At 65.8% G+C, this 12,701-nt stretch carries 9 protein-coding genes; 8 read left to right on the forward strand and 1 reads right to left on the reverse strand.

Going from position 1 to position 12,701, the window contains the following annotated elements; genetic code table 11:
• The first annotated feature begins 3 nt into the window (after positions 1–3).
• The 8 genes from ACODRZ_RS17205 to yaaA all read left to right on the forward strand — a co-directional run bounded on the left by ACODRZ_RS17205 (position 4) and on the right by yaaA (position 11,723).
• On the forward strand, positions 4–2,403 hold the full coding sequence (locus ACODRZ_RS17205; RefSeq protein WP_488971822.1) for a glycoside hydrolase family 31 protein: 2,400 nt from the start codon (positions 4–6) through the stop codon (positions 2,401–2,403).
• A 272-nt stretch (positions 2,404–2,675) separates the two neighbouring features.
• The gene (locus tag ACODRZ_RS17210; protein ID WP_488971821.1) at positions 2,676–4,922 is read left to right on the forward strand and encodes a TonB-dependent receptor; all 2,247 of its coding nucleotides are present in this window, start codon (positions 2,676–2,678) and stop codon (positions 4,920–4,922) included.
• Positions 4,923–5,014: 92 nt separating this feature from the next.
• Positions 5,015–6,325, forward strand: a complete 1,311-nt coding sequence (locus ACODRZ_RS17215) for an alpha/beta hydrolase family protein (protein WP_488971820.1) — start codon at positions 5,015–5,017, stop codon at positions 6,323–6,325.
• Between the two features lie 25 nt (positions 6,326–6,350).
• Positions 6,351–7,775, forward strand: a complete 1,425-nt coding sequence (locus ACODRZ_RS17220; protein WP_488971819.1) for a carboxylesterase/lipase family protein — start codon at positions 6,351–6,353, stop codon at positions 7,773–7,775.
• Between the two features lie 196 nt (positions 7,776–7,971).
• Positions 7,972–9,180: a D-mannonate dehydratase ManD gene (gene manD, locus ACODRZ_RS17225; RefSeq protein WP_488971818.1), complete on the forward strand. Its 1,209-nt coding sequence runs from the start codon at positions 7,972–7,974 to the stop codon at positions 9,178–9,180.
• An 11-nt stretch (positions 9,181–9,191) separates the two neighbouring features.
• Entirely contained in the window at positions 9,192–10,109 is a 918-nt protein-coding gene (locus ACODRZ_RS17230; RefSeq protein ID WP_488971817.1) for a sugar kinase, read from the forward strand.
• A gap of 41 nt (positions 10,110–10,150) precedes the next feature.
• Positions 10,151–10,912: a FadR/GntR family transcriptional regulator gene (locus ACODRZ_RS17235; RefSeq protein WP_488971816.1), complete on the forward strand. Its 762-nt coding sequence runs from the start codon at positions 10,151–10,153 to the stop codon at positions 10,910–10,912.
• Between the two features lie 58 nt (positions 10,913–10,970).
• Complete coding sequence (yaaA, locus tag ACODRZ_RS17240) at positions 10,971–11,723, forward strand: peroxide stress protein YaaA (RefSeq protein WP_488971815.1); 753 nt, start codon at positions 10,971–10,973, stop codon at positions 11,721–11,723.
• A gap of 19 nt (positions 11,724–11,742) precedes the next feature.
• Here the strand turns inward: yaaA and ACODRZ_RS17245 are convergent.
• Positions 11,743–12,701, reverse strand: a 959-nt coding sequence (locus tag ACODRZ_RS17245; protein ID WP_488971814.1) for an EAL domain-containing protein, incomplete at its 5' end; no start/stop codon positions are given.

The raw sequence follows: 12,701 nt of genomic DNA on the forward strand, positions 1-12,701 counted from the left end.
TTCATGCGTCAAGCGACCCTCTCCCGCCCGCCGCTGTTCCACGTCGCCGAGCGCTATGCCGGCCGCGTCACCCTGCGCAGCGACACCGCCGCCGTCGCGCATGTCTTCGTGCTGGAGGAGGACGTCGTGCGCCTGCTTCTCCTGCCCGAAGGCAGCGTGAAGGGGCCGCCGAGCTGGGCCGTCGCGCCCGGCGCCGAGGACGTCGCCGAACCCGGCCGTGACCGTATGAGCGTGGAGGGCTTCGCCTGCCCCGACTACCGCCTCGACGACGCCGACGGCATGCTGGTGATCGAGACCGCGCGCATTCGCCTGACGATCCGCCTCGACGGCTTCCACTGCCGCTGGGAGCAGCGCGCAGGCGACGGCTGGCAGCTGATGATGGCCGACCGCCCGACCCAGAGCTACGACTTCGGCTGGTGGGATGGCCGCGTGGCGCACTACGTCGCGCGTCCGGCGGGAGAGCGCTACTACGGCCTCGGCGAGCGTTCGGGCGGCATGGACCGGGCAGGGCGGCGTCTGCGCATGACCAACCTCGATCCGATGGGCTATGACGCGCAGAGTTCGGACCCGCTCTACAAGACGATCCCCTACCTGCTCGTCGCCGATGCGCAGAACGTCTGCCACGGTGCGTTCTACGACATCATGGCCGACGTCACCGTCGATCTCGGCGAGGAACTGGACAACTACCACGGCCACTATCGCTCCGTCGTGGCGGAGAGCGGTGACCTTGACCTCTACATGATCGCCGGGCCGGATGCGCTGGCGGTGACGCGGCGGTTTACCTGGCTGACGGGGCGTCCGGCGCTGATGCCGCGCTGGGCTTTGGGCTATTCCGGCTCGACGATGACCTACACCGACGCCCCCGATGCGCAGGCGCGGATGCAGGAGTTCGTGGACAAGCTGGAGGAGCACGATATCGGCTGCACCTCGTTCCACTTGTCCTCGGGCTACACCTCGATCGGGCCGAAGCGTTACGTCTTCAACTGGAACCGCGACAAGTTCCCCGATCCCGCCGCCTTCGTCGAGAGCTACCGCGCGGCGGGGATCGAACTGGTGCCCAACATCAAGCCCGCGTTCCTGCGCGACCATCCGCGCTTCGCCGAACTGGCCGAGGCCGGGCTGCTGGTCGCCGACGCCGATGGCACGCCGATCGAAGTGCAGTTCTGGGACGAACTCGGCTCCTTCATCGACCTTACCAGGCCCGAAGGCGCGGCCTGGTGGCGGGCGCAGGTGAAGGCGGCGCTGCTCGACTACGGCATCCGCTCGACCTGGAACGACAACAACGAATATGGCGTGTGGGACCGGCGGGCGCTGTTCGATTTCTTCGGCTCGCCGCGCCCGGCTGCCGAGGCGCGGCCCTTGCAGTCGCTGCTGATGATGCGGGCCTCGCGCCGGGCTCAGGTGGAGCATGACGCGGTGCGCCGTCCCTACGTGGTCACGCGGAGCGGCATGGCGGGGCTCCATCGCTATGCGCAGACGTGGACCGGCGACAACCGTACCGACTGGAAGACCATCCGCTACAATGCCAAGATGGGGTTGGGGCTGGCGCTTTCGGGCGTGTCCAACAGCGGGCACGACGTGGGCGGGTTCGCGGGCCGCAAGCCGGAGCCGGAACTGTTCCTGCGCTGGGTGCAGGCGGGCGTGCTGATGCCGCGCTTCTCGATCCACAGCTGGAACGACGATGCCAGCGTCAACGAACCCTGGATGTACCCGGAGCAGCTTCCCGCGATGCGCCGCCTGATGGCGCTGCGCCAGACGCTGATCCCGTACCTCTCGGACCTGTTGTGGCGCTATCATCGGGATTACGAGCCGGTATCGCGCCCGTTGTGGCTCGATTTCCCCGAGGATGCAGCCGCGTGGACGGACGATGATGCACACCTTATGGGGCGTGACCTGCTCGTCGTGCTCGCATGCGAGCCCGGCGTGGAGAGTGTCGGCACGACCTTGCCTGCCGCCGCCGACTGGATCGACCCGTGGACGGGCGCCGTTCATGCAGGCGGGCAGGTCGTCACCCTTCCGGCTCCGCTCGAGGGCCTGCCGAGCGTGCTCGCCCGCGCAGGCAGTGCGATCCCGGTCGATCTTGCTCCGGGCGGTGCGCGCCCCGGCGCGTTCGAGCGCGGCCTGTGGCTGTTCCCGCCGACGCGCGGCGAATGCGCCGCGTGGTCGTTCCACGAGGATGATGGCGAGGGTTATGGCGACGCCGATATCTGGAGCGGAACTTGCAGGACCACTTCCGATGAGGTGATCGTAACCGTAACGCGCTCGGGTAGCGGCGTCTTCGGAGATGGCGCGATCACGCTGCTGCTGCCGGTCGGCGAATCACGCAAGCTGGTGGTCGAAGGGCACGCGACGACTACCGTGGAACATGGGAGGCGGTCCGGGGTTCGGGTAACGGTGGCCTGACCGGTCAAGTTGGCGCTCCTGCGGTCGGTCTATCGTAGAATAAAGCGCCTGAAATAGCCCGATTTAAGCCATTTTTAGCGCCCCCGATGCCTTTGCTTCGGGGGCGTTTGACTGCGTGTGCACCTTCATGCGCTTCATGGCACGATAAATTCGGCAAACAGGGCAAAACATTCCATTGCTATTGGTAAGGTCAGTTGATAATCGACTTGGGACAGGCTGATAAAGCCACTGCTGGGATGACCTTCGCTGGACGAAGGGGAGGAGAATAATAGATGAGACTTTGGCATCACCTCTGTGCAACCTCGATCATCGCGGGCGCCAGCGCGTTCGCCGTGCCGGCGATGGCTCAGGACGCGGTTCCGGCCCCTGCGCCCGCTCAGGCGGGCGCGGCGGACAATTATGGCGGCGACATCATCGTAACCGCCAACAAGCGCGCTGAAAGCGTCCAGGATGTTCCGCTCGCCGTCTCGGTCGTTGCACCCACCAAGCTGCAGGCGGCCGGTGTCAGCGGCTTTCAGGATCTCTACAAGGTCGCTCCCTCGCTGCGTATCAACCCGGCGCAGCAGCCGCAGAGCGCCAACATCTCGCTGCGCGGCGTCGGCACGTATGCATTCGGCATCGGCGTCGAGCCCAGCGTCGCGGTGCTGATCGACGAAGTGCCTCTGGCCTTCCAGGCGCGCGCCTTCACCGACCTGCCCGACGTGGAGCGCCTCGAAGTGCTGCGCGGCCCGCAGAGCACGCTCTACGGAAAGGCCGCCTCGGCCGGTCTCATCAACCTCATCACTCGTGGCCCCTCCGACAAGCTGGAAATGCGCGTCAACGGCAAGGTGACCAGCGATGACGAAGTCGCCAGCAGCTTCAGCGTTTCCGGCCCGCTCACCGATACGCTCGGCTTCATCGTCTCGGGCAGCTATTCGTGGTGGGACGGCAACGTCCGCAACATCACGCTCAACAAGGACGTCAACAGCCGCAAGGCCTCCAGCTTCCGCGGCAAGCTGAAGTGGGAACCCGGCAGCGACGTCGCCATCACCCTGGCGGCCAACTACAACGACGGCGAAACCCACTCGGGCATGCCGTTCATCAACCTCGCAAGCGGCGCGCTGTACCGTAATACGCCGGGCTACACCGCCGATGTCGTGTTGCCGGGCATCACCGTCTCGCCCGACAACCAGCAGGTCGTCGACAACGTCGATTCGGGCACCGATTACCACGGCTACGGCGGCTACCTGCGCGGCGAGTTCGGCATCGGCGACATGACGCTGACCTCGATCACGTCCTACGACCGCTTCACGCTCCACGACTTCGTCGACCAGGACCAGACCGTTGCACCGGTTGGCGGCAACAATATCGAGCGCGGCACCTTCAACTCCGAGATGGTGACGCAGGAAGTGCGCCTCCAGTCGCCCGCTACGGACAAGTTCCGCTACACCGTGGGCGTCTACTTCGCCGACACCCGCTTCAATCGTCCGTTCTATCGCGGGCCTGAGTTCTCGCTGGCGCAGTGGTTTGCCACCGCCAAGCAGCGCCAGATCGCAGGCTTCGTGCAGGCGGACTGGGAACCGGTTCAGGGCCTGACACTGACCGGCGGCGCGCGCCTGCAGAACGAAAAGGTGTCGTACACCTTCAACGACATCTACAACGGCAACGGCTACTGGTCGGGCAGCGCCAGCGACACCGCCGACACCTACAAGGCCAGCCTGCGCTACGAATTCACGCCTGACATCAGCATGTTCGGCACTTTCGCGACCGGCTACAAGGGCCAGACCTACGATCTTTCGACCGGCTTCAACGCAACCCGCGCGGCTGCGGGAGCGATCAAGCCCGAGACCTCGAAGGACTGGGAACTGGGCCTGCGCAGCCAGTTCCTTGACCGCGCCGTGACGCTCAACGTCACGCTGTTCAACACGAACTACAAGAACCTGCAGGCACAGTCGATCGAGACGGACGGCATCACGCAGTTCTTCCGCCTGACCAACGTTGGCGGCCTGCGTACCCGAGGCATCGAAACCGAGGTCTTCCTGCGGCCGGCACAGGACCTGACGTTGAGCGCGGCAGGCACCTACCTCGATGCCAAGTACACCGAGTTCGAGGGCGCGCCCTGCTATATCGGTCAGACTGCCGCGCAGGGCTGTACCGGTTCGCCGGCTCGCCAGAGCCTGACCGGCGAGCGCCTGACTTCGCCCACCTGGAACCTGCAGGCCAGCGCGGACTTCACGCCTGCCCTGACCGACAGCCTGCGCGGCGTCGCGCAAGTGAGTTGGCAGTACCAGAGCGCGACCCACGCCAATGACCCGGCGATCCAGATGGATGCCTTCCACATCGTCAACCTGGGCCTGGGCGTTCGCGCCGAGGACAGGGCCTGGGAAGTGGTGGCCTTCGTCAACAACGTGTTCGACCAGCAGTATTACGCCACCATTATCAACCGCGCGAACTTCTTCGGAAACAGTCCCGCCGCCAACGCGATCCTCCCGCGTGACTTCCGCCGTTACGGCGGGGTCCGGTTCAACCTGAATTTCTGAAGAGGGTCGGGGGCGCTGGTCGCCCCCGATTTCTTTCGGGGGTGCGGGCAGCGCAAGGCCCGCACCCCCGACTTTCTGCAAGGGAGATGACGATGCTTCGCGCGCTGTTGCTGCCCCTGACGCTTGTCGCCGTCGCGCCTCTGGCGATCGCCGCCGGGCAGGTGCCCGGCTCTCCCACCATTCCTGGCCCCGATGCACCGGAACTGGCAGCGCTCGGCCGCCTGCCGGTCGGCACCGGGACCATCGAGCTGGTGCAGCCGGGCCAGTTCGATCCGCTTCAGGGTGATGACAGCCCCGCGAAGATCGACCGCCACCTGACTGTCCGCTTGTGGTATCCGGCCGCCGCGGCCGGTCCCGCCACGACCTATCATGCGCCGCTCCCGGACGAAGACGGCAAGGACGTCGTCTTTACCGTGCCGGGCATAGCGTCCACGAACGCCGCGCCGGCCAAGGGCCGCTTTCCGCTGGTGATCCTGGCGCATGGCTACAGCAACAGCCCCGAGGTGCTGGCGTGGCTGGGCGAGAACCTCGCCAGCAAGGGTTATCTCGTTGCCGCGCCCGCATTCCATGATCCCGCGATCAGCATTCGCACTGATGCAGCGCGGGCAGGGCCTCTGTCACGCCGCCCGCTCGACATCGTCTTCGTTGCAGCGGAGGCAGCACGCATGGCAAGGCGGGGGGAGGGCGTCTTCGCCGCCGCTGACGTCAGCCGTACCGCGCTCGTCGGCTATTCCATGGGCGGTTACGGCGTACTTACTGCAGCCGGCGCCCCGCTCGATCCGGCCATGTCCAGCCGGACGCGGGGCATTCTGGCGCCTTACGTCAAGGGGGGTGCTCGGGCGGATGCGCTCAAGGTGCCCAACCTCAAGGCGGTGGTCGCCATCGCTCCGGCCGGCGGATCGCCCGCGCTCAGCCTCTGGGCCGCGCCCGGCGTGGCGGCGATCACCGCGCCCACGCTCTACATCGTCGGCAGCCAGGACAAGGCGGTCGGCTACCAGCCCGGGGTGCGCAGCCTGTTCGATGGCCAGGCTCATGCCTCGCGCTACCTCCTGACCTTTCGCGAAGCCGGACACAGCATCGCCCTGACCGGTGCCCCGCCCGAAGCTCTCGCCAGGTTATGGGACTTCGAGTGGTTCGAGGATGCGGTCTGGCGCAAGGATCGGCTGCTGGCGGTGCAGGCGCACTTCATCACCGCCTTCCTCGATCGCATGGTCAAGGGTGACGAAGCCAAGGCGGCCTACATGGATGGGCTGGTGGTGGATTCCAACGATGGCAAATGGCCGGAAGCCCCGGGAGGGCGTTATTCCGGCTACAGCCCCGGCACTCCGGCGGCGACCTTGTGGAAGGGCTTCCAGCCCAACAAGGCAACGGGCATGTCCCTCGAATTCAAACCCGCATCCTGAGCATTCGCGCAACCGGGAGATGACAATGCGCACGTTGACGATCACGCTGGGCTGCACGGCACTGGCATTTGCGGCTCTCGCATCCGTGGCTCAGGCCGAGGACGTGCCGCCGCCGCAGGTCACTGTCGAGCAGGGCACGGTATCAGGCGTCGATGCCGATGGCGTGACCGCGTTCAAGGGTATCCCCTTCGCGGCGCCGCCGGTGGGCGACTTGCGCTGGCGCGCGCCGCAGCCCGCCGCGAAGTGGGAGGGCGTTCGCGACGGCGCGGCCTATGGCCATGACTGCATGCAGAACTACAACGCGGTGCCGTTGCCGCCGGGGTCGGCGCCGTCGGAGGATTGCCTCTACGCAAATGTCTGGCGTCCTTCGGGGGAAGCGACGAAGCTGCCGGTGCTGGTGTGGATCTATGGCGGCGGCTTCGTGAACGGGTCCGCCTCCCGGCTGATCTACACCGGCACGCGCATCGCGCAGCAGGGCGTCATGGTTGTCAGCTTCAACTATCGGCTGGGCCGTTTCGGAACATTCGCGCATCCGGCGCTGACCAGGGCGAAGGAGGATGGTGGGCGCCTCGCCAATTATGGGTTCATGGACCAGATCGCGGCGATGGAGTGGATCAGGCGCAACGTCGCGGCCTTCGGCGGCGATCCGCAGAACATCACCATCATGGGCGAGAGCGCGGGCGGCATGTCGGTCCATAACCTCGTGACCGCGCCGGCGACCCAGGGCAAGGACCTGTTCCAGCGGGCAGTCGTCATGTCGGGCGGCAGCGGATCGGCGATCAAGGTTTCGACGCTCAAGGATGCCGAGGCGATCGGGCTCGCCTTCGGCAAGGCGGAGGGTGTCGCCGCCAACGACCCGCAAGTGCTGGCCAAGCTGCGCGCGATCCCGGCCCGAAACGTGACGGGCGACATCAAGCTCGGCACGGTACTGACCGGCGGGCCGCGCACGTTCTCATCGCCGTTTCCGCTGGGCGACGTCGCCACGGACGTGGCGGCGGCCTACAAGGCGGGCCGGTTCGCCAGGGTTCCGACCATCATCGGCGCGACCAGCGGCGATCTTGGCGGCAGGGACGGCATGATGATCAGGGGGGCGCGCGACCTTGCCGACACCATTGCCGGGACGGGCGTGCCGACGTGGTACTACCGCTTTTCCTACGTATCCGACGCCGCCGTCACGCCCAAGAGCGACGGCGCCATCCATGCCGACGACCTGCCCTATTTCCTCGATACGGTGGACATCAAGTACGGAGCGAAGACGCGGCCCGCCGATCAGGAGATGGGCCGTACCATCGCGACCTACATCGCCAACTTCGTGAAGACCGGCAATCCGAATGGCCAGACCGTACCGCAGTGGCCGGGCTACACGGGGCCGGGCGGGCAGATGATGGACTTCGCGGTGGATGGGGCCACGCGCGTCGGCGCCGACCCTTGGGTGAAGCCGGCTCCCTGACGATCTCTCCCACCCTGCCCTGACGGCAGGACTTTGCCGGGCGGCCCCCTATGGGGCTGCCCGGTCTTTTTTGGGAGGTCCTGTGCACTTCAGAGTCATCTGATGTATTGCATCAATGAGGTAAGGCCAATATGAAGAGGCAGCAAGGCGAGTCAGTACGGGCATGGGTTCGTCCGACTCTCAAGGGAGATCACCAGTGAAGATCACTTCGGCCAAGGTCATCGTGACCTGCCCCGGTCGCAATTTCGTGACGCTCAAGATCATGACCGATCAGGGTGTCTACGGCATCGGTGATGCGACGATGAACGGGCGCGAGAAGGCCGTCGTCGCGTATCTCGAAGATCACGTCATCCCCTGCATCGTCGGCATGGACCCGCGCCGGATCGAGGATATCTGGCAGTACCTTTATCGTGGGGCCTACTGGCGTCGCGGCCCTGTGACGATGCGCGCGATCGCCGCAGTCGACGTCGCCCTGTGGGACATCAAGGCCAAGATGGCGAACATGCCGCTCTATCAGCTGCTCGGTGGCCGCAGCCGCGACGGCGTGATGGTCTATGGTCACGCGAACGGCAGCGACATCGCCGAGACGGTCGATGCAGTGGGTCAGTACATCGATCTCGGATACAAGGCGATCCGCGCGCAGACCGGCGTGCCGGGGATCAAGGACGCCTACGGCGTCGGTCGTGGCAAGCTGTTCTACGAACCCGCCGATGCCTCGCTCCCCTCTGTCACCGGATGGGACACGCGCAAGGCCCTGAACTACGTGCCCAAGCTGTTCGACAAGCTGCGCGCGACCTACGGCTTCGATCATCACCTGCTGCATGACGGCCATCACCGTTACACCCCGCAGGAAGCGGCCAATCTCGGCAAGATGCTGGAGCCCTACCAGCTGTTCTGGCTGGAGGACGTGACCCCGGCCGAGAATCAGGAGGCGTTCAAGCTGATCCGTCAGCACACCGTCACCCCGCTGGCGGTGGGCGAAATCTTCAACACGATCTGGGACGCCAAGGACCTGATCCAGAACCAGCTGATCGACTACATCCGCTGCACGATCGTCAGCGCCGGCGGCGTGACGCACCTGCGTCGCATCGCCGACCTTGCCGCGCTCTACCAGATCCGCACCGGCAGCCATGGTGCCACCGACCTTTCGCCGGTGACCATGGGTACGGCGCTGCACTTCGACACCTGGGTCCCGAACTTCGGTATCCAAGAGTACATGCGCCACACGGAGGAGACCGATGCGGTCTTCCCGCACGACTACCACTTTGAGGCGGGCGAACTGTTCTGCGGCGAAGCCCCGGGACACGGCGTGGATATCGACGAGGAACTGGCCGCGAAGTATCCCTACAAGCCTGCCTACCTGCCGGTCGCACGGTTGGAAGACGGCACCATGTGGAACTGGTAAGGCGAAGTATCGTGGCAAGGATCGTCTGTCTCGGCGAGGCGATGGTGGAGTTGTCCGGTTCCGAAGGATCGTGGAGCGTGGGGTTCGGCGGGGATACGCTGAACACTGCTATCCACCTCCGCCGGGCCGGGAATGACGTCGCCTACATGACGGCGCTGGGTGCGGATGCGTTCAGCAAGGGCTTGCGCACGGCATGGGCAGGCGAGGGGATCGACTGCGGGCTGGTGCTGACGCATCCCACGCGGCAGGTCGGTCTCTATGCGATTACGACCGATCATGCCGGCGAGCGCAGTTTCACGTACTGGCGCGAGGCGAGCGCGGCGCGGGCGCTGTTCGAGCTGGAAGCGGTGGACGCCGCGATGGATGTCGCCGAAACGGCTGACCTCTTGTGCTTTTCGCTCATTTCGCTGGCGATCCTGCCGCCGCAGGGGCGTCAGGATCTGCTCCGGCTGGCAGGGCGTGTTCGCGATCGTGGCGGCGTGGTCGCCTTTGACGGCAATTACCGTCCGCGCCTGTGGGAATCCGCCGAGGCAGCAGCGCGGATGCGGGACAAGGCCATTGCCTTTGCTGATATCGGCTTGCCCACGTTCGAGGACGAGGCGCTGCTGGACGGCGCGGGATCACCAGAGGCAGTCGCCGCGCACTGGCAACGCCTGGGCTGCGGGGAGGTGGTGGTCAAACTTGGCGCCCAAGGCTGCCTGCTGCCTGACGGGACTGCCTGCCCCGTACCCAGCACCCTCAGCCCGGTCGATACCAGCGGTGCGGGCGACGCATTCAACGGCGGCTACCTCGCCGCCCGGATGCAGGGCGCGCCGGTGCCGCAGGCGGCTATCGCGGGGCATCGCCTGGCTGGATGGAACGTCATGCGGCGCGGGGCCATCCCGGCAGCCGATGCAGCGGCGCCCTATGCCGCACTTGCGAAGTGGTAAGATAACTTGCGAGCGCCTGCCGCTTGTGACATTCAGGATTCATGGCGGAACGCTTGAAACTATACCAGCGCGTAGCGCAGGAAATCGAACAGGGTGTCAGGAGCGGGCAATACCCGGCCGGAAGCCGTCTGCCTGCGGAGCGTGACCTTGCCGAGAAGTTCCAGGTCAGCCGCCCCACCATTCGTGAGGCGATGATCGCGCTGGAGATCCGTGAACTGGTGGAAGTGCGTCACGGTTCGGGGGTCTACGTGACCGAAAACATGCCTGCCGACCGCATGCCTGCCGAACTCAACGTCGGCGCCTTTGAACTGATCGAGGCGCGGATCATGTTCGAGGGGGAGGCGGCCGCGCTGGCGGCGACGGTCATGTCCGACGAGGAAGTGGCGCGGGTCGGTGAAATTCTCGAACGGATGGAAGCGCTCGATCCCGCGACGGCGGAGGAACTGGCGCTAGACCGCCAGTTCCACATGGCGATCGCGGAGGGCACGCAAAGCTCACTGGTGGCCCAGACGGTCGAGCACTTGTGGGATTTGCGCGAGCAATCGCCGCTATGCCGCCATATGTTCGAGCAAGCCCGCCGGGTGGGTATCAACCCGCGTCCCGATGAACATCGCCGCGTCTATGACGCCTTGCTCCAGCGTGATGCGGAGCAGGCGCGGGCCGCGATGCGCGCTCATCTCATGCGGGTTTCGGAGGATCTTCTGGCCGTCACCGAACTCCAGCTGATCGAGAAGGCAAAGCAGGAGATCGGCGAAAAGCGTCGTCGCATCGCGCGCAGCCCGCTTGCGGGCGCTTCCAGCTGAGGGACATCGGCCGAGCGCCATTTGACGCACCCGTTCGCGCTCGCTACCGCACGCGCCGATGATTGCCCTGCTATCTCCCGCCAAGACGCTCGATTTCGAGCGTGAGCTCCCGCCGCTCTCCGTTTCGACTCCGCATTTCGTGGAAGAAGCGACCAGCCTTGCGCGCTCGGCCGCGAACCTCACGCAGAAGCGCCTTTCCGAGCTGATGCACATCTCGCCGCGCCTGGCGAAGCTGAACGCCGATCGCTTCCGGGACTTCGCCGAACTGCCCGAGCGGCAGGCGCTGTTCGCCTTCGCCGGGGACGTCTACACCGGGTTCGAGGCGCATACGCTGGACGAGCCGGGCGTGACCTTCGCGCAGGATCACTTGCGCATGCTCTCGGGCCTCTACGGGCTGCTGCGCCCGCTCGACACGATCAAGCCTTACCGGCTGGAGATGGGCACTCGCTGGGCTCCGCGGCACAAGAGCCTGACCGACTGGTGGGGCGACCGCATCGCCGCGCTGCTGCGCGAACAGGTGGCGGAGGAAGGATCGGGCGTCGTGCTCAACCTTGCCAGCCAGGAATATTTCGCCGCCGTCTCCGGTCGCCTTTCCGGCATCCGGGTGATCGAGGTCGAGTTCCGCGAACCCGGCCCCAACGGTCCCCGCTTCATCAGCTTCAACGCCAAGCGCGCGCGCGGCATGATGGCGCGCTGGATGTGCGAGCACCACATCACCGACGTCGATGCGATGCGCGGTTTCGACACCGACGGCTACCGCTTCGATGCCGAAGAGAGCGACGCCGACCGCTGGCGCTTCACGCGCGCCTGACGGGGATGCCGCTCTCCACTCACGCTACTTGCGCGAGATCGTCCTCGGCATTCGCGAAGTAGCCAAGGACTTCGGCTGCCTCGATCGGCTTGCTGTAGTAATAGCCCTGAAGGTGCGTGCATCCGGCCGACTTGGTCGCGCCGATGAGATGCGCCTCGCTGATCCCTTCAGCTACCACTTCGGCGCCGACGTGGCGGGCCATCGTCACTGCCGCTTCCAGCACTGCCACCGAGGCCGGGTCCTGCCCGAGATCCATCACGAGGCTGCGGTCCAGCTTCATGCGGTCGAACTTGAAGCTCTTGACCATCGATAGCGACGAATAGCCGGTGCCGAAATCGTCGAGCGCGATGCGGAATCCAAGGGTGCGCAGCAGGTTCAGCGTCAGCAGTGCCCGCGTGTTGCGCTCGATCGAGAGCGATTCGGTCACTTCCAGGAAAAGGCGCTGCGGGACGATGCCGTTGCGGCGGCAGGCGTCGAGGAGGAAGCCGCTGAACCCTTCGTGCTGCAACTGCAGCGGCGACAGGTTGATGCTGAGGAGCATCTCGGGCCACTGTGCGAAGTCGGCCAGCGCGCGCTCGATGATCCATTCGCCGAGCCGCACCATCAGCCCGCTGCGCTCGGCGGCGGGGATGAAGCTGGAGGGCGACACGTCGCCGAGTTCGGGATGGCGCCAGCGCACCAGCGCCTCGACCTCGCGCGCGTCGTCGACGACCGAGTGAATTGGCTGATAGACCATGCGCAGCTGGTCGCGCTCGAAGGCGTATTCGAGGTCCTTTTCCAGCGCGCGGTCAATCGAGCGTTCCTGCGCCATGGCGAGGTCGAAGGCGGTGGCGCAGTTGCGGCCGCTCTTCTTGGAGGCATAGAGCGCCATGTCGGCATTGCGCAGGATATCGTCGACGTCCTGCGCGTCGTCGTCTGCGGTAATACCAAAACCTGTGGAATCTGACTCACCGAGGGTATCGGGTTTGGCGCTGACGT

The organism is Novosphingobium sp. FG90 (assembly GCF_057808725.1).

Bases quoted from the DNA above. Each gene is read 5' to 3' on its own strand.
- yaaA (WP_488971815.1), top strand. From the start codon at position 10,971: ATGATTGCCCTGCTATCTCCCGCCAAGACGCTCGATTTCGAGCGTGAG.
- ACODRZ_RS17220 (WP_488971819.1), top strand. From the start codon at position 6,351: ATGCGCACGTTGACGATCACGCTGGGCTGCACGGCACTGGCATTTGCG.
- ACODRZ_RS17235 (WP_488971816.1), top strand. From the start codon at position 10,151: ATGGCGGAACGCTTGAAACTATACCAGCGCGTAGCGCAGGAAATCGAA.
- ACODRZ_RS17205 (WP_488971822.1), top strand. From the start codon at position 4: ATGCGTCAAGCGACCCTCTCCCGCCCGCCGCTGTTCCACGTCGCCGAG.
- ACODRZ_RS17210 (WP_488971821.1), top strand. From the start codon at position 2,676: ATGAGACTTTGGCATCACCTCTGTGCAACCTCGATCATCGCGGGCGCC.
- ACODRZ_RS17215 (WP_488971820.1), top strand. From the start codon at position 5,015: ATGCTTCGCGCGCTGTTGCTGCCCCTGACGCTTGTCGCCGTCGCGCCT.